Below are 25,164 nucleotides of genomic sequence, written 5' to 3'. Positions count from 1 at the left end.
GAATACAATAATTTTTGTAATTGTCTTACTGTTAGGGGATAGAACAGCAAGAATCATATTTAATTTATTGAGTGAAACAATAGTAAAAACTTGATTTTAGGATGAAAAAAGTATAAGATAGCATAGAGAGAAAACAAGGGGGATAAAAATTAGCAGGATGATTCATGGGATGATCCAGATGCAAAGAAAAGGGGTTTAAGGATTATTGAGATTTATTAAAAAGGATTACGTTCGTATACTGGAGTGGAGTTTTAAAATCACATATTTACTACTGGGACTGGCTACTTTTAATGTATTTTTGTATTCATCTCCGATACAGCCATTGCTTGTGAAGCTTTGTCTGGTTCTTGGAATGCTGACTTTGTTGGGAAGGCTGATTTTTTTCAGGGACTATATAAAGACACCGGGCTGGATTGTGTTGGGCTTATTCTGCGCTAGTTTTCTTCTGTCCATAATCGTGAACCGGTCTTACGGGCAGGCGGCGTCGGATCTGAAGTGGCTGATATGGACGGGAATGTTGTTCTTCCTGCTTTACGCCTGTGATAGTTCAAGGTCTGTGCAGGCATATAAAAAAGAATTTACTGTTGTGGCCCATATTATCATGATATATGGTGCGCTTTCCGCGGCAGCGGGACTTATTATGATGAAGACCCTTTACTACAAGGCATGGTTTACAGGAGATGGTGAGACCATGTTTGCGGGATTCAGATGGGAACGTCTCTGGGGAATTTATACAGATCCGAATTACGGCGGTGTATTGAGCACAGCTGCTATTTTGATGTGTCTGTATTTTTTACTGGAAAAGAAGGGGCTTTTAAAGAAATTCTTATACATCATCATGATAGTATTAAACTGCGGTTATTTGGTCTTTAGTGATTCCCGGACAGCGGAAGTTTGTTTGATCGCGGCAGTGGGGTTCTGGTTTATTTATTCAGCTGTTATGAAAAAGAGTAAAATTAAAGGGGTCTGCATTAGTCTTGTTGTAATGGCAGCGTTCGCGGCTGCATTTCTGGGGGGATCGTCTTACCTGAAGTCAGAGGTCAGCACGCAGGTGCAGAAGCAGATGGATATCAAATTGAAAAAAGACGCGGCAGGGAAACCAAAGCAAACGTTGAATGACCAGCAGACTAGACATGATAAGAGCAGGAAACAGGGGGTAAAGGATGATTTCAGCAGCGGCAGGATAGCACTCTGGACGGGGGGACTGGAAGTGTGGAAGACGAAGCCGGTTCTGGGAACCGGATACAATTCGTTTCTTCCATTTGTGAAAGACAGACTGCCGGACAGCTATCTGATTAATAATCCGCAGGGTGAGTACGTGAGCCTTCACAATACTTATCTGAACATCCTTGCTTATCAGGGGATCGTAGGATTTGTAATTTACGCTGCATTCATGATTCTGGTACTGATACGCTGGTGGCGCGGGCAGCGCTTTGTTAAGGCGGAAGACAGGAACTATATTGCCGTACTGAGTGCATGCGTTATAATAGCGGCAATATCAATGTTATTTTTATTAGACGGACTGTATACGAATTCACCGGGAAGCTTTGCACTTTGGACCTTCCTGGGATATCTGATGCATTATACAGTTAAGGAAGGCGGCAGTTTTGTACAGATACAGGAAAACATGGAGAAGCAGTGATGAAAAGAGTATTGGCAGGCTTTATCATGGATGGCAGGAGCGGTGGAATTGATAAATACCTTCTGAACTTTCTTGAAAATGTGCGGGGGGATGATGTGGGAATTGACTTTCTCACGAATGAAATCGACCCGGAATTGGAAAGTTATCTAAGAGAGCGGAAATCAAGAATTTTTGCAATAGCCAGTTTAAAGCATCCGGTGAAACAGTACAGACAGGTCTGTAAGATTATAGAACAGGGAAGATATGATATTGTATATCTGAACATATCCACTGCGATTGACTGTGCGGCGGCATGGGCCGCGAAGAAGATGCGTGTGAATCGCATCCTTCTGCACAGCCATTCAAGTGGGAACGACATTGAAAGCGCGTTGAAACGTAAAATATTTGATATTATCCATTATATTTGTCGGCTGACCCTGTACAGGACGGCCACTGATTATTATGGATGTTCTAAAAAGGCCGGGTTGTGGATGTTCCCGGCAAAGATTGTTGAGTCCCCTGATTTTTCTGTGATCTTTAACGCAGTGGATACGGGGAGATTTCAACACAATGTGGAAATAAGAGAAGAGATACGCGGTGAATTGAGGATAACTGACCAGTTTGTTGTGGGCCATGTGGGAAACTTCGTTTATCAGAAGAATCACTTCTTTTTAATTGACGTTTTTGAAGCACTGAAAAAAAGGTGCCCCGAAGCTGTACTTCTTCTTGTAGGCACGGGGGTCCGGTTTGAGCAGGTAAAAGAGACTGTAAGGAAAAAGGGGCTGGAAGACAGTGTAAAGCTTCTGGGATTTCGAAAGGATGCTGACAGGCTGTTTCAGGGAATGGATTTTTTTGTTCTCCCTTCTAATTTTGAGGGACTTCCGACTGTCGGTGTGGAGGCCCAGTGTGCAGGACTGCCCTGCCTGATGAGTGATACGATTACAGATGAGGCAAAAATAACTGGTCACTGCTGGTTTTTATCCCTGAAAAAGAGTCCGGAGGAGTGGGCTTCCTTCATTCTGTCTCACAGGCAGGAACAGGACAGAGAAGCAGTCCGTATCGGTGAGGGATCTGACTATAGTCTGGAACAGCTGAAAAAGCAGCAGAAATATTTATTATATCAATAAGGAGTATGCGATGGAGTTAGCCAGTATAATTGTTCCTGTTTATAATATTGAAAAGTATATAGAAGGATGCGTAGAAAGCCTTCTTGCACAGACCTATGCGAAGACAGAGATTATTCTGGTGGATGACGGCGGGACGGATAAAAGCGCCGGAATATGTGATGAGTATGCCGAAAAATATTCCAGAGTGAAAGTTCTGCATAAGGAAAATGGAGGCCTGAGTGATGCAAGAAACAAGGGGGCAGAGCAGGCTCACGGGAAATATTTGTTTTTTGTAGACGGTGACGACACGGTATCACCCGATATGGTGGAAAAGGCTGTCTGCTGTGCAGAAGAACTGCATGCGGACATGGTGTTCTTTGATTTTGAATCCATCGAAGAGGATACTGGGCGCAGAGACTGGTACCACTATGGTTTTCCTCAGAATCAGTGTATGAATGCAAGATCGAATCCGGAACTTTTGATCAAGTCGCCTTCGGCATGCTGCTGCTTATACAGCAAGGCATTCTGGGATGAATCGGGAATCCGGTATCCGGAAGGGCTTCACTATGAAGATCTGGCGACAACTCCGAGATTTATTATAAAAGCCCAAAAGATCGGGTATGTGGGAGATTCGCCCAAGTACTATTATATGCTGCGGCAGGGTTCCATTATGCGGAGCAATAACTTCGAAAGGAGCTATAAGGACCGCACCTATGTGATGAATTTCCTGATGGATTACTTTAATGGGCAGCATCTGGAAGAGGAATTTAAAAAAGAACTGGAATATCTGGTTTTCCAGCACTGTTATTTTATTCCGTCAAAGGAGATTATTCTGGCAGATACAAAGAGCATATGGCTGGACAGATTTCGGAAATATGCAGTCTCAAAATATCCGGATATCATGAAGAATCCTTATATCAGCGAGCTGTCCGGAAAGGATAAGATTCTGCTGTTTTTTATGAAACGGAGGATGTATCGGGTGATGAATCTGCTTTCCGGTATGCGAAAAGCGAAAGACCGTATGAAAGGACAGTAGTTTCCGATTCTGTACGATTAGTATGATAAGGAAAAAATAGGAGATAAACTATGGAGAAAGTATTAACAGTTACGATCCCGTCTTATAACGTGGAGAAGTATCTGAACCAGACACTGGATTCATTTCTGGATGAGAGGATTTTAGAGGATATTGAAGTACTGGTTGTGGATGACGGATCAAAGGATAATACCGCGCAGATCGGGAAGGAATACGAGGAAAAATATCCACAGACTTTCCGCGTAATCTCCAAGGAGAACGGCGGACACGGTTCCACCATTAACCGCGGAATTGAGGAAGCGCGCGGCGCCTATTTCAAGGTTGTTGACGGAGATGACTGGGTAAATACGGAAGATTTTGTCAGGATGGTACAGGCTTTAAAGTCATGCACAGCGGAATACGTGGTGACGAACTATAACGAGGTGAACGATACGACAGGTGAACTGACACCAGTAGAGTTCAGAGAATTTGCAGGAAGAGAGGTCTGGGATTTTGAAGAAGCATGTAAAATCAGACAGATGAGCATGCACGCACTCGTTATCAGGACTTCGGTATTAAAAGAGAATCATATCCGTTTGGATGAACATTGCTTCTATGTGGATGTGGAGTATATCCTGTTCCCGGTGCCTTATGTAAAGACCGTGCAGTATCTGGACCTGACCGTATACATGTACCGGCTTGCCGTCATGACGCAGAGCGTCAGTATTCAGGGGTATCAGCGGCATATGCAGAACCATATCGATGTGATCATGCATCTGACAGAATTTTATGAGAGCATGAAACAGAGTTGTTCACCTGAGAAAGTTGAGTATATCGGAAAAAGGACTGCACAGATGATCGGCGATCAGATCACAATATTTATGAGTTTTCCGGTGGATGATATGGAGATCCGGAAAAAGTTTATCACTTTTGATAGAGAACTCAAGAATAAGAGTGCAGATATTTATGAGAGGGCGGGAATGGAAAGCGGCAGTCTGCGAATGTTTAGAAGACTGCATTTCAAAGGATATACCTGGGTTGCGAGATTCTGTAAGAAACGCAACCGCATAGGAGAAGACTAGACATGAAGATACATTCCATAAAGTTTAACTTTATTATGAATGCCCTGCTGACAGTTTCGGCAATCATTTTTCCTCTCATTACATTCCCGTATATTTCCAGGGTACTGTTGGTTGACGGGAGCGGTAAAGTAGCTTTTGCGATTTCTGTTGTCTCATACTTTACAATGTTTGCATCTCTGGGGGTGCCTACGTATGGGATTCGTGCGTGTGCAAAGGTCAGGGACGACAGGGAGAAGCTTTCGGCTACGGTACAGGAACTGCTGATTATCAACGGGATTACGACAGCGGTGATCTACGTGGCTTTTTTCCTGAGTCTTGCCGTGATCCCGAAATTCAATGAGCAGAGAATCCTGCTGACTGTTGTCAGTTTTTCCATTGTGTTAAATACGATGGGGATTCAATGGCTTTACAGCGCCCTTGAGCAGTATTCTTACATTACGTTCTGTGCGCTTGGGTTCAAGGTAGTGGGCCTCGTCCTGATGTTTGCATTCGTACATTCGCCGGAAGATTATATTATATACGGTGCAGTCAGCGCCTTCGCAAGTTATGGGTCCGGTATTTTGAATTTTATAAACATGAGGAAGTTTGTTTCCCTAAAGAAGACGGTTAGTTATGATTTCAAACGCCATATCAGGCCTATACTGACTTTTTTCTTTATGTCCGCCGCAGCGAGTATCTATTTGAATCTGGACATGGTAATGCTTGGCTTTATGAAGACAGATACAGATGTAGGATACTACAATGCAGCTATTAAGGTAAAAACCGTACTGGTAAATGTGGTAACCTCTTTGGGAACGGTGCTTCTGCCAAGATTATCTTTCTATATCGAAAAGGGGGAGATGGAAGCATTCCGGAAAACGGTCGTGAAAGCGATTAGATTTGTCGTGACTGCCGGAAGTGCACTCATGGTGTTCTTTATAATTTTTGCGAGGGAATCAATACTGATCCTGTCGAAAGAACCATTTTTGCCAGCCACGTTTCCCATGCAGCTACTGATGCTTACTGTACTGCTGATCGGGTTGTCTAATATTACCGGAATCCAGATTCTGACGCCGATGGGCAGGGAGGACAAGGTGCTGATATCTGTCGTGGCAGGGGCAGTTGTGGATTTTGTGCTGAATCTTTTCCTAATTCCCCACTTTGCATCTGCGGGGGCGGCGTTTGCAACGGTTATGGCAGAGCTTGTGGTACTTATAATTCAGTGTGTGTACCTGAAAGATATGCTTAAGGGACTGCTGACAGATGTCAGGGTTGGAAAGGTAGCTTTCGCGCTGGCTGCTGCGAGTATCCTGTCTGTACTGCTTAAGACTTCCACGGATCTGGGACCGTTCGTAACCATGCTGATTGCTGCATTCTTATTTTTCGGGAGTTACGGCGGTCTACTGCTGGCTATGAAGGACCCGCTTGTCACGGAGATTGCAGATATGGGAGTCAGGGCTGTCTTGAAAAGAAAATAGCCCTGTTTAAAGAAGAGATAGAGAAACTTTATTTACAGACTAAGGAAGAGTGAGATGAAGAGAGAAAAAGTAACGTTGATTGTTCCCTGCTATAATGAAGAGGAAGTGCTCCCGTATTTCTACGAGGAGTTTCAGAAGATATGTACCCAGCTTGAAACATATGAAATGGAAGTTCTTTTTATAGATGACGGTTCGAAGGACAATACATTGAAAATCGTGAAAGATCTGGCGAAGAAAGATGAGAGGGTGAAATATCTTTCTTTTTCCAGAAATTTTGGGAAGGAGGCTGCTATCTATGCCGGCCTGAAAAATTCTGACGGCGACTATGTTGCGCTGATGGATGCAGATCTTCAGGATCCCCCGTCGCTTTTGCCGGAGATGCTGAAAGCTGTGACAGAGGAAGGGTATGATTCGGCTGCCACCCGCAGGGTAACGAGAAAGGGAGAACCGCCGATAAGGTCGTTCTTTGCACGCAGGTTCTATGGACTGATGAATAAGATTTCTTCTGCGGAGATCATGGATGGGGCGAGGGATTACCGTCTAATGAACCGGAAGTTTAAGAATGCGATTCTTGAAATGAGTGAATATAACCGCTTTTCAAAAGGCATTTTCGGCTGGGTCGGATATAAAACGAAATGGATTGAGTTCGAGAATGTAGAGCGCAGGGCGGGAGAGACGAAATGGTCCTTTTTCAAGCTTTTCCGTTACAGTATGGAGGGGATCATCGGATTTTCCACGGCACCTCTTGCGATGGCATCAGTACTTGGCATCGTGTTTTGTGCAGTGGCGTTTCTGTTCATGGTTATTATACTGGTAAAGACACTCTGCTTTGGGGATCCAGTGGCAGGATGGCCGTCCATGACCTGTATCATACTGTTGCTGGGAGGGATACAGCTGCTCTGTATGGGTATTCTGGGTATGTATTTGTCCAAGACCTATCTGGAAACGAAGAACAGGCCGATATACTTATGCAGGGAGAGCAATCTGGAAGAAGCAAAGGAAGATTAACGGGTTGCATTTCATGGTGTATCTGCTAAAATGTAAGAGGCAGCATACTTAGAAATATTTCAATATTTTACCAAGGGGGTATGAATATGAAGAGGTTAAAAAGAGCAGGCGTTGTCCTTCTGGTTATGCTGATGATTTTCAGTATGGCAGGATGTAAGAAAAAAACAGAAGCGCCAAAAGAAGAAACGAAGAAAGAAAAAACAGAAGAACCGAAGAAAACAGAACCGGTTGAGACTAAAGAGCCGGAAGAAACACCAGCGAATCAGAATCTTCTGACAGGGCTTGGCGACCTGACTGATGGGGCAATCGGCAAAAGACCTGTAGCAGTCATGGTTAACAATGTGCAGGACGCGCTCCCGCAGTATGGAATCGGAAAGGCTGATATTATCTATGAGATTCCGGTGGAAGGTGATGTGACACGTTTAATGGCAGTCTACGGGGACTATACAACCGTTCCGAAGATTTGTGCGATCAGAAGCTGCCGCTATTATTTCCCGGCGTTTTCAGAAACTTATGACGCATTCTATGTAAACTGGGGAATTGATGACAGCATTGCTGACTATCTGGAGGCATTGAATCTGGACCAGTATGACGGGATTAATAATGCCGGAGGATTGTTTGGGCGTGATCAGGACAGGCTGAATAAGGGCTATTCTCTGGAGCACACCGGATATTTTGACGGTACAAGGTTTGCAGAAGTGGTACAGTCCGAGGGAAGAAGAACAGATCTGGCAGACGATAAGAAGGGTACTGCATTCAATTTCAACGGGGTAAATGAACAGCTTAAGCCGGAAGGTTCTGACTGTAAGACAGTCAGCATTGATTTCGGAGCGGCATCAGCAACACTGACATATGATGAGGCATCTAAGACGTATCTGAAACAGATCAACGGCAATCCCCAGATGGACGAAAGCACCCAGACACAGCTGGCATTCACAAATGTGTTCGTACTGGAGACAGATATTTCTGTGAGAGACGATATCGGACATAAGCAGCTGAACTGGAATGGCGGAAATAATTATACCGGATACTATGTATCAAACGGGGCTGTCCAGAAAATACACTGGTACAAGGATGCTAATAATGAAAGGTCCGATTTGCACCTTGTGGATATGAATGGGAATGAAATAAAAGTAAACCGCGGGAAAAGCTATATAGCAGTAAACTATCCCGGACAGAGTCAGTTCCAGTAGGAATTGAAAGAAATGCGGCTGGGTTTTCCTCAGCCGTATTTCATTATACAGAGTTTTTCCTGTGTGGAGAGAAAGATATAAAAAGGAATAGGAGTTTAATCATCCATGTTGAAGAATAGGGAACTACATGAAAACAGAAAAAAGAATCTTGCAGTGATGGGAATTATCTTTATATGCATCACGGGCTTGTTTATGATCATACATGCAGTGAGCGGCATCTATCCTTTTGGGACGAAATCTAATATGTTGTGGGATCAGGACATTCAATATGTCGATTATTTTGCATTTTATCAGGACGTCCTTCTTGGGAAGGCACATCTCGGTTATTCCTTTTCAAAATCAATGGGTGGCTCTCTTATGGCGCTTTTCGGGTATTATCTGGGCTGCCCACTCAATTTGTTTGTTGTTTTCTTCCCGAAAGCTTTGATTCCCCTTTTCCTGTTTATCCTGAACACGGTGAAACTCGGACTTGCCGGAATTACGATGGACTTCTTCCTGTCAAGACGTTTCCCGGTTCTGTCCTTAAGGATTCGGATACTCTTGTCTGTGTCCTATGGGCTGATGCAGTATGTCATGATACAGTCTTCCAATATTATGTGGCTCGACGGAGTGATCTTACTGCCACTTCTTTTATGGAATGTATACCGGTTTGTTACGGATAAGAAAAAGACCGGCCTTTTTATCACAGTCCTGCTCAGCATTGCGATCAACTGGTATACAGGCTATATGACGGGGATTTTTGCAGGATGCTATTTCCTCTATGAGAGAATCTTGTCCATGCCGGAAACGGGAGAGAAAGGCGAATGGAAAAAGGTTATTGCAGATACCGTACGGGCCGGCCTTGTAATGCTGAGTGGTGTTCTGGGGAGCTGTTTTATTTTCTATCCGATCGTAAAAGGGCTGCAGAATGGGAAAGAAGTGTTCAGTCTGTCAATCTTTGCACAGGCTGTCAATGGATCCTTTTTAGACATATTCAGAGGCTTTGCACTGGGCAGTGTCGTGCCCACCGTTTCCTTGTATTGCGGCCTGCCTGCATTGGGACTGGTTCTGTACTATTTTATATCGGGCAGGATACCCGGTAAGGAAAAACTGTTATCAGGTATTGCAGTGATTTTCATGCTGGTGAGCTGTTGGTTTATCCCCTTGGAATGTGTGTGGAGCGGTTTCCGGTATGCAGGGAGCTATCGCTACAGGTTCAGCTTCGTTGCCGTATTCCTTCTGATCTATCTGGCTGCCAGAGGTGCAGCTGAATTCGCGGAAGGGGGGGAGATGAAGAAGATGTCCGCGATTTATGGGGGATTGCTTCTGCTTTTTATCGGATTTTATTTCCACAATGTGTATGGACAGGGATATCTGAAAGTTACATTTGTTTTTCTGGCAATATACTGCCTGCTTTTCCTTCTGGCTGCATACCAGAAGTGGGTCAGGTACCTGTTACCGGTTGTTTTAGCCGTGGAATTTGTGCTCAACGGTGCAATTACCTTCCAGATCAACTATCAGTGGAATCCGGAGAATCAGGCTTATCAGGACTATGTAAACCAGTCAGAGGTACAGATACGCTCAGTACAGGAGAGCGAAGATTCAGTCTTTTACAGGATGGATACACTTCAGAAGCGTTATCTTGAACCAAACCGCTGCTCTGCATATTTGAATGAGGCAATGGTTTATGGATACCGGGGACTGAATCATTATTCTTCTACCTATGATTCAGCGGTCGGCGATATGCTTCTGGATATCGGATACTCGACAGAACGGGACCTGAGTATTGTGTCAGAATCCGTGCTGCCTGCCGATTCGTTGTTCGGTGTAAAATACCTGCTGTCTGCGGAGAACGTGGCGGGTTATGAAAAAGTATCCTCTATTCCGGATGCAAATCAGAAAGCAGTATACCGGAACCCGTATGTGCTGGGGGCAGGAATGCTGGCGGCCGGGTCCGTGTATGACAAGGTGGAATCGAAAGATCCGTTTATATACCAGAACGAATTGTTTTCCAATATTCTCGGAAGAAAAGTGGATCTCTATAAGAAAATAGAGCCGAAGACCAGCCTGACAGACCAGTCTCTGAATTTCCATATCCCATCGGTCGGGACAGGGGATCTTCTGTATGGATATATTGACACAGAGATGCAGGATCTGGCACTCTCTATTGACGGGGAGTACCGCTGCGATTATTCTACATGGCTTAGTTACAAGATATTTAATGCAGGAAATGGGAATGAAGAACATACAATTACACTGGACCGTTACAGCGGGACAGAGCAGGATGCGACCTCTTATTTCTATTATCTGGATCAGTCCTTGTTTGAGGATGTGATACGTGAATTAAAGAGTAAAGAAATGACGACAGAGATTTTCGATGACGGCCATGTAAAAGGAAACTATACCGCAGATGAGGCCGGCATCATGCTTCTGACAATCCCGTACGATGACGGGTGGACTGCCCGTGTAAACGGGGAAGAGGTCGAAATAAAACAAGCGGCCAATGCCCTGATGGCGGTACCGGTAACAGAAGGGGCGAATGAAATCGAACTGAAATACCATGTGCCGGGGGTAAAAACGGGAATTCTGCTTACCATAGCTGGGGTTCTGCTGTTTCTGGGACTGGTGTGGTTTGACAGGAGAAAAAAGCAGGAGTGAGCGTTTTGCTATACAATTCGAAGCAAAAACAATATCAATAGTTGACGAAGTATATAAAAAGTCTGGCAGTTTTGGAGGCCAGACTTTTTATTATCTTCTTTACTTTTCTTTTCTAGAATTACAGTATACTCTCCACAAGTTTTTCAACCAGAGCATCAAGCTCTGACATCTGTGTACCCTTCAGTGCGGACTTTACTGCAAAATTATCGGTCAAAAGAGTCATGTTCTTCATCTCGCTGATCTTAGCCTCCATCTGCTTCGCAGACATTGGGGCCCAGCTTCCATTGCCGAGCACTGCAACTGTACGTCCCTGTACACTCAGTGCCTTCATATCGTCGAGATAATTCGCCATGACCGGATAAATGCCGCCGTTATATGTCGGAGCCGCAAGTACCAGATGGCTGTATTTGAAACTATCGGAGATCAGCTGAGATACATGTGTTCTGGAAATATCGTGCATTTTAATCTCTTTGACACCTGCGTCAGCAAGCTTGACAGCCAGAACATTTACCGCATTCTCTGTATTGCCGTACATGGATGCATAGGCGATCATAACGCCCTGCATTTCCGGTTTGTAGGTGCTCCATGTATTGTATTTTTCAAGCAGGTAGGCAAGATTGCTTCTCCAGACAGGACCGTGCAGAGGGCAAATGTACTGTATATCGAGGGCAGATGCTTTTTTCAGGACATTTTGTACCTGTACGCCGTACTTTCCAACGATATTGGTGTAATAACGGCGGGCATCATCCAGCCAGTCGCGGTCAAAATCAATCTCATCATTGAAGATTGTCCCGTTCATTGCACCAAAGGTTCCGAATGCATCGGCGGAGAAGAGTACTTTGTCAGTCTCGTCGTAAGTCATCATGACTTCCGGCCAGTGTACCATAGGGGCCATCACGAAGTGCAGGGTATGCTTTCCACTGGAGAAGGTCTCCCCCTCCTTGACCGTGACCGTCTTCCCTTCCAGATCCAGATCATAAAACTGGCCGATCATAGGGAATGTCTTGGCATTGCCGATGATCTTCATATCCGGGTGGCGTATCACAAGCTCATCAATGAGAGAGCAGTGATCCGGTTCCATGTGGTTGATTACCAGGTAATCAAGTGACCTGCCGTCCAGTACAGCCTCGATATTCTCCAGAAACTGTCTTCCGATAGATGTATCCACGGTATCAAAAAGCACGGTCTTTTCATCCATCAGCAGGTAAGAATTGTATGATACACCGTTTGGAATTGGAAAAAGATTCTCAAATAACTCCAGACGCCGGTCATTGCCACCAACCCAATATAAATCATCTGTTACTTTTCTAAAATAGTACATATGCGTTCCTCCTTGTTATTCTTATGCTTACTGTGCAGTGGCTGCCGGATGGTCGGGACAGTCAGGGCGGTATTTGCACTGCCGGTGCACAGGGTGTGAAATCTTATTACGTGAATATTTTACCATAAAAACAGGAATACGCAAGTTAAGTATCTATTTTCATACATTATTTTGCAAGTTTTTTTGTGGAAGCCTTTTTGTGGCAGATTTAGGACAAACAAAATAATATCAGTGAAATCCTCCTGATTTATGATAAGATAGATACAGATACAATTGGAAGGTAAAAAAAGCGTGGGTCGGGCCTGCTTCAAAGTGCCTGCAGCAGGAAAGGAGAAAAGAAATGGCAGAATATTTATCGCCGGGAGTATATGTGGAGGAATATGAAAATTTGCCGCATTCAATGGAGGGCGTAGCAACAAGTGTGGCCGGATTTGTAGGTCTGGCAGAGAGGGGGACCGCTGCGGGAGCTCCGGTTCTGATTCTGACTTATCCGGAATTCACACGTAAATTCGGAGGTTACTTAAATGAAGCTGCATTTGGAGAATACCGTTATCTGGCAGGCGCAGTAGAACAGTTTTTTCAAAACGGTGGAAGCCGCTGCTATGTTGCACGTGTACTGCCGTCTGATGCGAGGTCAGCCTCATATGATAATGGTCAGCTTTCCGTAACGGCGGCCAATGAGGGAAGCTGGGGGAATCGGGTCGAATTATATTTTGTAGAAGATAGTAAGAAAGGACTTACCATCCAGGTAATGTATGATGATGAAGTAGAAGAGTTCGCGGAATTAAATCTTCACCCAGAATCGGCTAATTATATAGGCCGCAGACTGCAGGACAGCCGTTTGGTAAAGTTACAGTACAAAGGCCCAAATGAGGGGGAAGATATTCCATTGCCGGGGAATCCGGTGGCGGCTCTTTTAGGAGAGGGAAATTGTTCAATCCGGCTGGAGGGCGGCGCTGACGGTACAAAAGAGAATATTACAGCATCCACTTTTACTGGTACAGATGAAGGGCCGGGAAAAAGAACCGGAATCCAGGCATTTCTTGAGAATAATACAGTGAGTATTATAGCGGTTCCGGGTGTCACTATCCCAGAGGTAATCAATTCTCTGGTTGCCCACTGTGAGAGCATACAGAGCAGGTTTGCAGTCCTCGATATGCCGAGGGATATCTCTGATGTTAGAAAACTGATTGAGTTCAGAGAGATGATAGACAGCACTTACGCAGCAATATATCATCCCTGGATACAGAATTTTGACCGCGCCAATAAGAAACCGGGATATTTCCCACCGTCAGGGGCCGTTATGGGAGTCTATTCCCGTACCGATATGTGCAGGGGCGTACATAAGGCCCCGGCAAATGAGACGATAGCATGCACCGGCCTGAATATTAATTTTAACAAGGGGGAGCAGGATATCCTGAATCCAAAAGGAATCAACCTGATCCGTGCACTGCCGGGACAGGGGATCCGCATCTGGGGAGCAAGGACGGCAAGTGTAAATACAGCCTTTAAATATGTCAATACCAGACGTTTATTTATTTACGTGGAGGAAAGCATTAAGGCAAATACTGGATGGGTGGCATTTGAACCGAATGATGCTAACCTTTGGAACCGAGTTCGCCTTTCGATAGATAGTTTTCTGAATACTTTGTTCCGTAACGGCATGTTTGCAGGAGCATCACCAAGTGAGAGCTACTTTATAGAGATCGGTCCGACAACCATGTCACCGGATGATATCAAAAACGGCAGATTAATAATGAATATTGGAATCTCCCCGTCCAGACCCGCAGAATTTGTAATTTTCCGTATCACACAACATACCGCCGAGAGCAGTTCATAAAGAAAAAACATACCGGTCATATACCCCAGATGCGTAGAAAATTTTACCGCCCCTCCGATTGAAAGAAAATCCCCCACCCTTATAAATTCCTTATATTCTTTTTGTATGATTATTTTATCAAATACAGAATGTAATTAGGAGGACACTGATATGAGTGAATTTATATTAGAGACGAAGGGAATCAGCAAGAGTTTTGCCCGGCAGAAGGTATTAAAGGGGATATCCCTGAAGGTGCCACAGGGCTGTGTATACGGCCTGCTTGGTCCAAACGGGGCCGGGAAATCGACGCTTATGAAGATGTTTTCGGGAATGATGCGGCCGGATGAAGGGGAGATTTATTTTCGGGGAAAGCGATGGACCAGGGACAGTCTTAAGGAAACGGGTGTTCTGATCGAACAGCCCCCTCTCTATGAAAATCTGACGGCGGAGGAAAATCTGGAGGTACGGACGCTTCTGCTGGGACTTCCGAAGAGGCGTATTCAGGAGGTACTAGAAATTGTGGACCTAAAAAATACTGGGAAGAAACGGGCCGGTCAGTTTTCGATGGGGATGAAGCAGAGGCTGGGAATTGCGGCTGCACTTCTGAATCACCCGTCCCTGCTGATCCTTGACGAGCCGACGAACGGGCTGGATCCTTTCGGTATACAGGAGTTGAGAGAACTGATCCGTGGATTTGCCCATGAAGGAATTACGGTCATCGTCTCAAGCCATATTTTAAGCGAGGTTGAGCAGGTGGCGGATTATGTGGGAATCATTTCGGACGGTGTGCTCGGATACCAGGGCGGGATGAAGCAGGGAAAAGATTTGGAAGTCTTGTTTACCGAAGTTGTGAGAAAGAACAGGGGGAGGGCGGCATGATGCAGGCATATATCAAAGCAGAAGGGCTGAAGAACAGACACACGGTGTCGGCAAAATTATTCTGGGCCGTGCCTCTCGTCAGTCTGTTGATTTCGTTCCTATTTTCAGGTCAGGATGCCGTTTATTATCAGACAAATCAGTATAACTGGTGGTATACCACATTCTTTCCCATGCTGCTCCTGCTTAGCACGGCATTCACGGAACAGCGGGAAAAAAGAGTAAAAAACAGGATCATGGGAACACTTCCTCTTGATATGAAAAAGCTCTGGGCCGCAAAAGTAATCTACAGTTTAAAAACACTTCTGTATGCGGCACTGCTTTTGTACTGCACGCAGGAAATCGTCAGCAGGATTCTGGCAAAGGGGGCTCTCAGGAGTATTTCTGGTATGGCAGGTCTTGCAGCGGTATGCCTGTGGCTGGCCTTAAGTGCATGGCAGGTTCCACTCTGGCTGTTTATGAGCCGCACGTGTGGATATGCGGCAGGGCTTCTGCTCGGACTGGCAGGGAATATTGGCCTGGGGATCTTGGGAGCACTGTCAAAATGGTGGTTTCTGAATCCATTTTCTTATATCAGCCGCCTGATGTGCCCCGTCCTTAGGATACTGCCAAACGGACTTCCTGCGCAGCCGGGGAGCCAGACGTTTTCTCCGGAGGTTTTGGACTTATGGACCATACCAGTTGGAGTTTTGATTTCAGGTGTGTTATTTTTCATCTGTTTTTTGGTGACTGCGAATCTGTATCAAAGAAAGGGGCTGCGGGGATGGGAAGATTAGAAAATGGAAGAAAACATGTCACATTCCTTCATCTGCTCAGTGCTGAGATGCTGAAAATGCGCAGGACATGGATTCTCTGGCTGCATATTGTGATGCCGGTTCTTGGAATCGCCGTATTTCTCTGGTATTACAGCTTCTCCATGTGGAGTGTGTGGGGAAAAATATCCGGCTATATAGAGATTGTCTCAATTGTATGTCCGGTACTCGTAAGTTTTGTAAGTGCACTTGCGGCGGAGCAGGAAAAGCAGGCCGGGCATTTCCAGAATCTTTTCGGGACCGGCAGGCACAGGGAGTCAAATCTTGCGATAAAAATCTGTCTGCTCATACTATGGAATCTGGCTGCCCTGACCCTTGCGGTCGGAGGTTTTGGAGCAGGATTTTCACTGATGACAGATGTAAAGGTACCGGGGAAATTTTATCTTGTATTGATTCTAGTCACATGGGTCTGCCAGACTTTCTGCTATTGCTTTCACCTTTTTCTCGGAATCCGTTTTTCACGAGGGATATCGATTGGTGCGGGAGTCGTGGAGAGTCTGGTGGCGGCCCTTATGATGACCGGTCTGGGGGACGGCATCTGGCAGTTCCTGCCCTGTGCCTGGGCAGGCCGTTTTACAGGCTATTATGTGCAGATGACGGCAAATGCAGATATAAATAAGGCATTCCTCCGGACTCAGATTGAAATGGGCGGTATTGTAATGCTTTTGATGACTCTGGCCGGGGCAGGACTGCTGTTTATGTGGTTTCACAATTACGAAGGCAGGAGAATGGAAGATTAGGGATTGAAATAAGGAGGGAGAAAAATCATGGCCAGAATTCTAGCGGTGGATGACGAACCGGCAATTCTTACATTAATAAGGCGTGCACTGGAGAAGGAAGGGCACAGGGTGACGGTTTGTCAGAATGCTGGTGAGGTAAAGGAAGAATATCTCAACCAGTATGACCTGATCATACTGGATGTGATGATGCCGGGGACGGATGGAATCACATTCTGCCGGAATATCAGAAGCAAAGTGGACTGCCCAATCTTATTTCTGACGGCCAGGACGGATGAAACGAGCATTATGTACGGTCTCGGGTCCGGCGGCGATGATTATATTACAAAACCCTTTGGTATCGGCGAATTAAGGGCCCGTGTCCAGGCACATTTGAGGAGGGAAAACCGGGAGAAAAAACATGCGGTCATGATAGCGGGGGTGCGCTTTGACCTGGCAGGAAAGCAGGCGGAAACGGACAGCATGCGCATCCCATTGACAAAAAGTGAGTATGAGATCAGTGAGTTTTTGGCTGTGAACCACGGACATGTTTTCTCAAAGGAGCAGATTTTTGAACGGGTGTTTGGCTATGACCGGGAGAGTGACGTGTCTGCGATCACAGAGCATGTGAAGAATATCCGGGCGAAGTTTTCAAGGGCAGGGATAGAACCGATCGAAACGGTATGGGGGATAGGGTATAAATGGAAGTAAAACGAAAAGTGTCAGTACAGTCTGTGTTTTGGAGGTTCCTGCTCTGGTTCTGTGCTGTGACGGGCGGACTGCTCCTTCTGGCGGTTCTGTTATTTCTTATTGCAAGCGGCGCGGGGATGCTGCTGCCAGCCAATTACGGGGAGACTGTGCTTGAGGAGAACCGCACGGTCATTCAGGAAGCCGGGAAGGTAACGGAGGATATGATACCCGACACCTGCCGTTTCGGGGTCTATAGTGAGGATGGAACATTTCTTTACGGAAATCTGGCGGAAAAAGCGAGGACAGGTGTCTGGCAGAGATATGAGCAGGGCGGCAGCAGCTATGGAAGTGAATACTTCAAGGTATTCCAGCGCGAAAATGAAATCTGTATCGCCGTATACTATATCAAGGCAGAGTTTACGGACCCCGTGCTGAGGAAATATCTGCCGGGAGCCCCGGAAAGCCTCCTGCTGCTATTTTTGTCTGCGTTTCTGATCGAATGTGTCATACTTGTCAGGAGATTCGGCAGGATATTCCGGGAGGAGCTGGAGTCGGTCAAACAGGTGACGGAAAAAGTACAGCTTAAGGACTTGGATTTTAGAAAGCCTGATACAAGGATTCGTGAGATTGACGAGGTGATGGACTCTCTTATTCAGATGAAGGACGCGCTGGAAATATCACTGAAACAACAGTGGAAACTGGAGGAGAACAGGCGGCAGCAGGTCAGGGCACTGGTGCATGACATCAAGACTCCGCTGACCGTGATACGCGGCAGCACACAGCTGCTGGATGAGGCAGAATCACGGGAAGAAAGCCGGGAGTACCAGGCTTACATTCTTCAGGAGACAGACCGGATTGAGCAGTATGTCCTGACCCTTCAGGAAATGCTGAAATCAGAGGGTGACTTCCAGCCGAAGGAGGAAAAGATCGAGATCCGGAATATGGCGGAATCCTTCCGGGAGTCTGCGAAAATGCTTACGGATGCAAAAAAACAGAGTCTGGAGGTTGTAATTTCACTTCAGTCGGACTATATTATTAGTGACAGGCAGTTTCTGGGCCGTGCATGGGAAAACCTTTTAAATAATGCAGTGGAATATACGCCTGAGGGCGGAATGATATGGATTCGTATAAAAGAAGAAGGGGACTGGCTGTGCTTACGGATAGAGGACAGTGGTCCCGGCTTTACGGAAGAAGACCTCCGGCACGCAGCAGAGCAGTTCTATCAGGGGGATAAGAGCCGGAACTCTGAGTATCACTACGGCATAGGCCTGTTTACGGTGCAGTCCTTCGCAAAACAGCAGGGCGGCAGTCTTGTTTTATCCAATTCCGACGAAGACAGGGGCGCCTGTGTCTGTCTCTACATTCCAGTAAAGACGGGCAAATAAAGACAGACAAATCATGACGAAAGTGAGGCACAAATATGTTATTTGTATGTTATCCAAAATGTACCACCTGCCAGAAGGCCAGAAAATGGCTGGATGCACAGGGAATCTCTTATGAGGAGAGGGATATTAAGACAGAAAACCCAAGAAAAGAAGAACTGACCGAATGGTACCACAAAAGTGGCCTGCCGTTGAAGAGGTTCTTCAATACGAGCGGGAACCTCTACAAAGAATTAAAACTGAAGGATAAACTCCCGCAGATGAGTGAGGAAGAGCAGCTCGAGCTCCTCTCCACAGACGGGATGCTGGTAAAGCGTCCGATTATCGTTACAAAAGACACAGTCCTGACCGGTTTTAAAGAAAGCGAATGGGCGGAGAAGTTATAAGGAATTAGTCATTAAAAACAGAGAAGTGCAGGGTTCTGCACTTCTTAGTTTTTCTTAATATATGTGATTTTTATCGTTCTTTTATCTCAATGTCTCCGGAATCAGCCTGAATGGTTATCAGATTCTTCCCGTTTCCGTCGGTCTGATAATATTCTTCGCTTTCATCCCTGTCTGAATAATGTCCCCTCGGGGCATCACCCGGCAGTCTGATGGAACCATATTCTGTATTGACATCAAACGTGTATTTCTCCAGTTTTTCGGGGAGAAGCAGTGTGATATTCCCATATTCGGAATCACAGTTCAAGGATTCCAGTTTAGCCGCATCCATGTAAAGGTCGCCAGAATCAAGTTCTATAGTTGCAGTTTTGCATGTGAAGTTCGTGAATGTATTATCATCGTATTCATTATGGAGATAAAACTGTCCGATTTCGCTGTCGGCAAGGTCAAAAGAACAATTTTCCAATGTGAGTGTCATGGAGTCAAACTTGCTGTCCTTTACCGTGATGTCTCCGTAGTCGACTTCAATATTGGCGTCTTTGAACTGGACATGGTCCAGAGATAAATCACCGGAGTCATTGTTTATGTTCAGTGTGCCAAGTTCCTTGTCCTCCGGTACATACAGATTAATATATGTGTTGGGTACAAGGGCATCTGTGCCAAATCCAATATTGATAAAACCTACGTAAAAGTCTGTCTGCTGCATAGTAAATTGTCCGTTGCTGACATCGTATTCAGGATTACCGTCGCCTTTGTCTAATTTGTATTCCAGATAATAATTTCCGTCTTCTGATGCCATCACATTGATATCGGTATAAGAGTCAACTGTAAATGTAGCATCAGAGAAGGGATCTAATTTAGTTTTTTCTAACACTACCGCCTCTGATTTGGTATGAGAGGAATTGATCCCGTATTTGTTAATAGCCACACCGGGTCTGCCTCCCATGAAAAAACCGATTCCGCCAAGGATGGCACCCCCTGCCATAAGTCCGGCAGAAACAGTGAGAATTCTTTTAGTGATTGTTTTCATTCTTTTTTCCTCCCTTTGAAATATTGGCAAGTGATCTGGATGCCCTCTTTAAAAACCAGCGGCAGAAGATTACGGCCCCGTAAACAAGCAGAAGTCCGGCGCCTAATGCAAACAGGCCCATACCGACTGTTGCAAGTCCATCGGCAAATGTTGAGAACAGAAGGACTGCCCCGCCGAATACACCGACGATTCCACTGGCAGCCACGGCAACAGCCGCAAGGAATAAACATAAGATAAAAAGTAGCGCCACCATAATCATACAGATGATGACTGCCAGAAGGCAAAAGGCTAACGGCAGTGCGATCGGGGCGGCACATACACCAAGTATGCCGATCCAGATGGCGGACAGTCCGTGTTTTACTGTTTTCGGGGGTTCCTGTGCATTTTTAACGGCCAGGTTAATAATCAGTTCATTCGCTGCGTCTGCAGGGGAGCCTAAATCCTCGATGGCCTGCTGTTCATTTTCCGGCCCTGCATCCGCAAAGTATTCTTCAAAATAATCAATTGCTTTATCATAGTCTTCTTTTGGCAGGCGCCGCAGACTGTGGGCAAGCGTCTTCATGTATTCTGTTTTGTTCATTATGAAATCCCTCCCTTAACAATCTCATCGATCGTTGTTTTATAAGTGTCCCATTCCTTTAATAATTCCTGATGGTGCTCCCGGCCCGTATCCGTGATGGAATAGTACTTCCGGTTGCGTCCCTGGAACTGCTGGTCATAAGTCTCCACATACCGGTTATCCTGTAACCGTTTCAAGATAGGGTAGAGTGTGGAATCCTTCGTGTTTGCTGCTTTTTTGATGATCTGGCTGATCTGGTAGCCATAAGCATCACCGTTTGCAATGACCGACAGGACGACAAAATCGAACATCGGTGTATTCAGCGTAAAGGTCATGTTATCAGTCCTTTCTATATATGTTTTATTTTTGTATATATATTTTATACACATATTATATGAAATATAATATATATTGTCAACATATATAATCTAAAGAATTTCGAAAGATCTTCTTTAGAACTTGTTAGCAGGGTGCAAGGCAGAGTATAATGGTTACAGTTCAGAACGTGCCGGGAACCTTGGGTGAACGGCACCGGGCCTCAGGAGTACCGGCCGTATTAGAAGATAAGGAGAGAGCATCGATGTATAAAATACTGATCGTAGAAGACGACCTGACAATTGCAAAGACGATCCAGTCGCATCTGACAAGATGGGATTATGAAGTACACTGTGTCACAGATTTCAAGAATGTACAGGAGGAATTTATTTCATTCGGGCCCCACCTTGTCCTAATGGATATTCTTCTTCCCTTTTATAATGGGTTCCACTGGTGCAGCCAGATCAGAACGATTTCTAAGGTGCCGATCATTTTTGTGTCTTCGGCGAATGACAATATGAACATCGTCATGGCGATGAATATGGGCGGGGACGATTTTATCGAGAAACCTTTCGATTTAAATGTCCTGACTGCGAAGATTCAGGCACTGCTTCGACGCACGTACTCATTTCAGGGACAACTGAGCGTACTGGAATATCAGGGCGTTATTTTGAACCTGAACGATGCCACCGTAATATATCAGGATCAGAAACTGGACCTGACAAAGAATGATTTTAAGATTCTCCAGATTTTGATGGAAAATGCGGGAAAGATTGTGAAGCGCGAAAGAATCATGGAAAGGCTCTGGGAGAGTGACGAGTTCATTGATGACAATACGCTGACGGTAAATATCACCAGACTGAGGAGAAAATTGGAGGGAATCGGCGTGGAGAACTTTATCGTGACAAAGAAAGGAATCGGGTACCTGATCGAATGAAAAAATTGATCTCTTATTTAAGAACAAGAAGCGGCCTGTTCGTTGTATATTTGTTGATATTGTTTATCTTTACATTTATTCTTTATCTGCATAATATAAGTAGTGATGCACTTGGATATGCAATACTGCTGTCAGCCGTCATATATGCCGCTGCATGTATCGCAGGATTTGTCAGATACTGCCGGCACACATCCCGGGTCAGGGAAGCACTCGAGGCCCTGCCTGATGAATTGAGAGAACTTCCGGGCTGTTGTGATATGGCAGAGGAGTTATATCAGGAAAAAATACGGCAGTTGTTCCAGTGTAAAACGGATATTGAGACGAACGGTCGGATCAGCAGGCAGGATATGCTTGATTATTACAGTTTATGGGCCCACCAGATAAAGACACCAATCTCAGCGATGCGCCTGCTCTTACAATCCTTTGAAGAAGAGGAGATGGAAGAGCAGCAGACCGAATTTATCCCTTCCATGAAAATGGAGCTGTTTAAGACTGAGCAGTATGTTGAGATGGTCATGTCTTATCTGCGTATGGAGGATATGTCATCAGATTTGTCACTGAACTGGTATGAGACAGACCAGATTGTCCGTCAGGCCGTAAGAAAGTATTCCCAGCTTTTCATCCTGCAAAGAATCCGTCTGGACTACAGGGAATGCGAAGGCAGGGTGCTTACCGATGAAAAGTGGATGCTTTTTGTACTGGAGCAGCTGCTTTCCAATGCCCTGAAGTATACGAATAAGGGATCTATCTCCATCTATATGGATCCCTTGAAGGAAGGTGTATTAATAATCGAAGATACAGGAATTGGGATTCAGGCAGAAGACCTCCCGAGGATTTTTGAGAAGGGCTTCACCGGATATAATGGCAGGAAGGACAAGAAGTCTACAGGAATAGGGCTGTATCTGTGCAAATCCATCTGCACAAAATTAAACCACGGCCTGACGGTAGAATCTGAAGTGGGTAAGGGGACAAAAGTAAAGCTGGACTTATACCGTAAGCCCCAGATTGTTGAGTAAGTCTGATGACAATGAGCAAGTCCTGTAATAATGAAAACAGCTGTTCCGGCTGCGTGTCATCCAATTCATGGACGCAGCCGGGACAGCTGTTTTATCGTGACTGTTTGGCGTTTTATATATTCGTGGTAAATCTGCCTACATCAGAGCTTCGTAAAGCTTATCTGTAGGACGCGGGATTACAACGCTGTTAACCAGCAGGTCGCTGACTTCTTCCGCAGCCTTCACAGCAGCGGTTACTGCACTGACATCGCCGCACATGGTGACAAATCCTTTACCGCCCACGGCAAATCCTGTGCGGATCTCCATCAGGTGTACATCCGCAGCCTTTGCAGCCGTATCGGCCGCAACAATGGCAGAAGCGACAGAGTAAAATTCAAGGACTCCGACAGCCCCGCTTGTAGGTACCTGTGTTGTACTGCTGATTGCAGGCATCAGCTGATCACTGATATTTGCGATCAGAAGCTTGTCCACAAGGAAAGGTCCTGCGATCTCTTCGCCTACACTCATTGCCGCATTGACACTGCTTGTGTCACCGCCGATGATGATCATATATTTTCCCGGACATAAGGTGGAGGCCCTCAGTAATTCAACCTCAGCCGCCTTAAGTACGTGGTCACATGTTTCAATTCCTTTTGCTATACTGGATAATTCTAACATTCCAACTGAATTTCCCATTTTTGATTCCTCCATTAGTTTACATTAATTCTGATGCCGCCGGATGTTACTTCGGTTACGGTTCCGTCTACGCTTGCATGGATGTTGGCAGATAATCCAGCATCGTCAGCCTGTCCGATCAAGTCGCCTGTATGTACGGTGTCGCCCGCCTTTACAACGGGAGCGGCCGGTTTGCCGATGTGCTGGGACAGAGGGATAAAGACTTCCTTGGAAAGCAGCTCTGTACAGCTGTGTGCATGCAGTCCGTTATACTGGGCAAGCCCCAGTCTTGAGATCAGACGGTCAGTCGGGATACGGTTCAGTTCAATCGTCGGTCTTGCTGTCGGATTCGGAGTCTTATCAATCATGATTCCTCTTTCACGAAGTTTTCCCTTCATGTAATCATTCACTTTTCTCGGAGAAAGACCCATCGGACATGAGAACATCTCACACACTCCGCAGCTGGAGCAGTTCACGGCATCGCCGAAGCTCTTTGCAAACTCCTCATTGGAATCAATGATATCCTCCCTCCAGATATTACGCATGACAAGATGAGGCTTGATACTGTGCCCTGTCTGGAAACGCGGACATAAATCCGTACACATGCGGCACTGGATACACGCGCTTCTTGCCTGGTGTTTCAGTCTTTCAATCGGGACTTGGGTTTTCTTGATCAGGTAATGGTCTTTCGGAAGCACGATAATGTTACCTGTTGTCTTCGTTACAACCTGCTTGTCGATCATACTGTCATCTGCGAAAACTTTTCCCATCATAGGGCCGCCGAGAATGACTGCATAATCAGAAATCTTAAGTTCTGCGGCATCTATACATGTCCGGATCGGTGTCCCGATCGGCACTTTCAGCATAATCGGCTCTTTTACTTCCCCGACAACGGAAAGATACTTATCTGTTACCTTTGCTCCCTCAGTAACAGCACGATAGATTCCCAGTACGGTTCCTACATTATCAACTACGGCGCCCACCTCGATCGGGATCCCGCGTTCCGGAACGGTCTTTCCTGTCACCTGCTGTACGATAATCTGCTCGTCTCCGGCCGGATAGTAAGTGCGCATCTCGAAAATCTCGATATCAGCGTGATTCTTATCAATCGCTTCCTTTAAAGCGGCAATCTCGGCTTTGTATTTTGCTTTCAGTGCTATGTAGCGCTTCTTTGCTTCCAGATGATCGGCAATATAAGTGATGCCCTTGATCAGTTCATCGGCAAAGGTCCTGCACAGATACTTGTCTGTCTCAATCAATGGTTCACATTCGGCAGCATTAACGATAAAATACTCGGCCTTTGTGTTTAACTTCACATGTGTAGGAAATCCTGCCCCACCGGCTCCTACAATACCGGCATCTTTTACTGTTTCAATTAGACTCATAGCTTTCTTCTCCATTCATTGATTCTCGCTATTCTTTACAACATATGATGCCAGAGGCAAAATACTTTTTGTCCCCAACACCAGTACGTTATAATAATATCATATTTTAGGGGAAAGAAACAGGGAATTTTGTATTTTTCTGACAGTCCCCTC

23 protein-coding genes are annotated in these 25,164 nt (G+C 45.5%); 17 read left to right on the top strand and 6 right to left on the bottom strand.

Annotation, left to right across the window (positions count from 1 at the left end):
• The first annotated feature begins 205 nt into the window (after positions 1 to 205).
• The 8 genes from DWX43_RS18320 (at position 206) to DWX43_RS18285 (ending at position 11,116) form a co-directional block, all read left to right on the top strand.
• Entirely contained in the window at positions 206 to 1,642 is a 1,437-nt protein-coding gene (locus DWX43_RS18320; protein WP_118621362.1) for an O-antigen ligase family protein, read from the top strand.
• Positions 1,642 to 2,748 carry a glycosyltransferase gene (locus DWX43_RS18315; protein WP_118621361.1) on the top strand — a complete coding sequence of 369 codons (1,107 nt, stop codon included), beginning with the start codon at positions 1,642 to 1,644 and terminating at the stop codon, positions 2,746 to 2,748. Before DWX43_RS18320 ends, DWX43_RS18315 begins: the two co-directional genes overlap by 1 nt.
• A gap of 10 nt (positions 2,749 to 2,758) precedes the next feature.
• Complete coding sequence (locus DWX43_RS18310) at positions 2,759 to 3,763, top strand: glycosyltransferase (protein WP_118621360.1); 1,005 nt, start codon at positions 2,759 to 2,761, stop codon at positions 3,761 to 3,763.
• A 50-nt stretch (positions 3,764 to 3,813) separates the two neighbouring features.
• Positions 3,814 to 4,821 (top strand): glycosyltransferase family 2 protein, encoded by a 1,008-nt coding sequence (locus DWX43_RS18305; RefSeq protein ID WP_118621359.1) that lies wholly within the window; start codon positions 3,814 to 3,816, stop codon positions 4,819 to 4,821.
• Positions 4,822 to 4,823: 2 nt separating this feature from the next.
• Positions 4,824 to 6,278 carry a flippase gene (locus DWX43_RS18300; protein ID WP_118621358.1) on the top strand — a complete coding sequence of 485 codons (1,455 nt, stop codon included), beginning with the start codon at positions 4,824 to 4,826 and terminating at the stop codon, positions 6,276 to 6,278.
• Positions 6,279 to 6,332: 54 nt separating this feature from the next.
• A complete protein-coding gene (locus tag DWX43_RS18295; protein ID WP_118621357.1) occupies positions 6,333 to 7,286 on the top strand; it encodes a glycosyltransferase family 2 protein in 954 nt (317 codons plus the stop codon).
• Positions 7,287 to 7,372: 86 nt separating this feature from the next.
• Positions 7,373 to 8,479, top strand: coding sequence for a DUF3048 domain-containing protein (locus tag DWX43_RS18290; protein ID WP_118621356.1), 1,107 nt, complete (start codon positions 7,373 to 7,375; stop codon positions 8,477 to 8,479).
• Positions 8,480 to 8,584: 105 nt separating this feature from the next.
• Positions 8,585 to 11,116: a YfhO family protein gene (locus DWX43_RS18285; RefSeq protein WP_118621355.1), complete on the top strand. Its 2,532-nt coding sequence runs from the start codon at positions 8,585 to 8,587 to the stop codon at positions 11,114 to 11,116.
• A gap of 118 nt (positions 11,117 to 11,234) precedes the next feature.
• On the opposite strand, the gene DWX43_RS18280 is transcribed toward DWX43_RS18285, so the two are convergent.
• Positions 11,235 to 12,437 (bottom strand): FprA family A-type flavoprotein, encoded by a 1,203-nt coding sequence (locus tag DWX43_RS18280; RefSeq protein WP_109729353.1) that lies wholly within the window; start codon positions 12,435 to 12,437, stop codon positions 11,235 to 11,237.
• A 340-nt stretch (positions 12,438 to 12,777) separates the two neighbouring features.
• Here DWX43_RS18280 and DWX43_RS18275 point away from each other — a divergent pair, with 340 nt between their 5' ends.
• The 7 genes from DWX43_RS18275 to DWX43_RS18245 all read left to right on the top strand — a co-directional run bounded on the left by DWX43_RS18275 (position 12,778) and on the right by DWX43_RS18245 (position 19,118).
• Positions 12,778 to 14,277, top strand: coding sequence for a phage tail sheath subtilisin-like domain-containing protein (locus tag DWX43_RS18275; RefSeq protein WP_118621354.1), 1,500 nt, complete (start codon positions 12,778 to 12,780; stop codon positions 14,275 to 14,277).
• Between the two features lie 150 nt (positions 14,278 to 14,427).
• Positions 14,428 to 15,135, top strand: a complete 708-nt coding sequence (locus tag DWX43_RS18270; protein WP_118621353.1) for a lantibiotic protection ABC transporter ATP-binding protein — start codon at positions 14,428 to 14,430, stop codon at positions 15,133 to 15,135.
• Positions 15,132 to 15,908 carry a lantibiotic immunity ABC transporter MutE/EpiE family permease subunit gene (locus tag DWX43_RS18265; RefSeq protein ID WP_118621352.1) on the top strand — a complete coding sequence of 259 codons (777 nt, stop codon included), beginning with the start codon at positions 15,132 to 15,134 and terminating at the stop codon, positions 15,906 to 15,908. Before DWX43_RS18270 ends, DWX43_RS18265 begins: the two co-directional genes overlap by 4 nt.
• Complete coding sequence (locus DWX43_RS18260; RefSeq protein WP_182440755.1) at positions 15,896 to 16,684, top strand: lantibiotic immunity ABC transporter MutG family permease subunit; 789 nt, start codon at positions 15,896 to 15,898, stop codon at positions 16,682 to 16,684. Before DWX43_RS18265 ends, DWX43_RS18260 begins: the two co-directional genes overlap by 13 nt.
• Positions 16,685 to 16,711: 27 nt before the next feature.
• Positions 16,712 to 17,371, top strand: coding sequence for a response regulator transcription factor (locus DWX43_RS18255; protein ID WP_118621350.1), 660 nt, complete (start codon positions 16,712 to 16,714; stop codon positions 17,369 to 17,371).
• Positions 17,362 to 18,735: a HAMP domain-containing sensor histidine kinase gene (locus tag DWX43_RS18250; RefSeq protein ID WP_118621349.1), complete on the top strand. Its 1,374-nt coding sequence runs from the start codon at positions 17,362 to 17,364 to the stop codon at positions 18,733 to 18,735. Before DWX43_RS18255 ends, DWX43_RS18250 begins: the two co-directional genes overlap by 10 nt.
• Positions 18,736 to 18,770: 35 nt before the next feature.
• A complete protein-coding gene (locus DWX43_RS18245; protein WP_118621348.1) occupies positions 18,771 to 19,118 on the top strand; it encodes an arsenate reductase family protein in 348 nt (115 codons plus the stop codon).
• Positions 19,119 to 19,188: 70 nt separating this feature from the next.
• On the opposite strand, the gene DWX43_RS18240 is transcribed toward DWX43_RS18245, so the two are convergent.
• The 3 genes from DWX43_RS18240 to DWX43_RS18230 are packed head-to-tail and all read right to left on the bottom strand — an operon-like array spanning position 19,189 to position 21,039.
• Positions 19,189 to 20,145 carry a DUF4097 family beta strand repeat-containing protein gene (locus tag DWX43_RS18240; RefSeq protein ID WP_118621347.1) on the bottom strand — a complete coding sequence of 319 codons (957 nt, stop codon included), beginning with the start codon at positions 20,143 to 20,145 and terminating at the stop codon, positions 19,189 to 19,191.
• On the bottom strand, positions 20,129 to 20,725 hold the full coding sequence (locus DWX43_RS18235) for a DUF1700 domain-containing protein (protein WP_109729343.1): 597 nt from the start codon (positions 20,723 to 20,725) through the stop codon (positions 20,129 to 20,131). Before DWX43_RS18235 ends, DWX43_RS18240 begins: the two co-directional genes overlap by 17 nt.
• Entirely contained in the window at positions 20,725 to 21,039 is a 315-nt protein-coding gene (locus DWX43_RS18230) for a PadR family transcriptional regulator (protein ID WP_109729342.1), read from the bottom strand. The genes DWX43_RS18235 and DWX43_RS18230 overlap by 1 nt, the downstream gene beginning before the upstream one ends.
• Positions 21,040 to 21,284: 245 nt before the next feature.
• Between DWX43_RS18230 and DWX43_RS18225 the strand changes: the two genes are divergently transcribed.
• A complete protein-coding gene (locus DWX43_RS18225) occupies positions 21,285 to 21,956 on the top strand; it encodes a response regulator transcription factor (RefSeq protein ID WP_109729830.1) in 672 nt (223 codons plus the stop codon).
• Entirely contained in the window at positions 21,953 to 22,972 is a 1,020-nt protein-coding gene (locus tag DWX43_RS18220; protein ID WP_118621346.1) for a sensor histidine kinase, read from the top strand. The genes DWX43_RS18225 and DWX43_RS18220 overlap by 4 nt, the downstream gene beginning before the upstream one ends.
• Before the next feature lie 135 nt (positions 22,973 to 23,107).
• Here the strand turns inward: DWX43_RS18220 and DWX43_RS18215 are convergent, their stop codons facing one another.
• Together DWX43_RS18215 and DWX43_RS18210 are read right to left on the bottom strand one after the other, a co-directional pair.
• A complete protein-coding gene (locus tag DWX43_RS18215) occupies positions 23,108 to 23,647 on the bottom strand; it encodes a BMC domain-containing protein (protein WP_118621345.1) in 540 nt (179 codons plus the stop codon).
• Positions 23,648 to 23,661: 14 nt separating this feature from the next.
• The gene (locus tag DWX43_RS18210) at positions 23,662 to 25,011 is read right to left on the bottom strand and encodes a 4Fe-4S dicluster domain-containing protein (RefSeq protein ID WP_118621344.1); all 1,350 of its coding nucleotides are present in this window, start codon (positions 25,009 to 25,011) and stop codon (positions 23,662 to 23,664) included.
• Positions 25,012 to 25,164 lie beyond the last annotated feature (153 nt).

This window comes from Clostridium sp. AF19-22AC, from assembly GCF_003479085.1.
GTDB classification, from domain to species: Bacteria; Bacillota; Clostridia; order Lachnospirales; family Lachnospiraceae; genus Faecalicatena_A; species Faecalicatena_A orotica.
The sequence above is the reverse complement of the archived record's forward strand: the minus strand, read 5'-3'. Positions and strand labels throughout refer to the sequence as shown.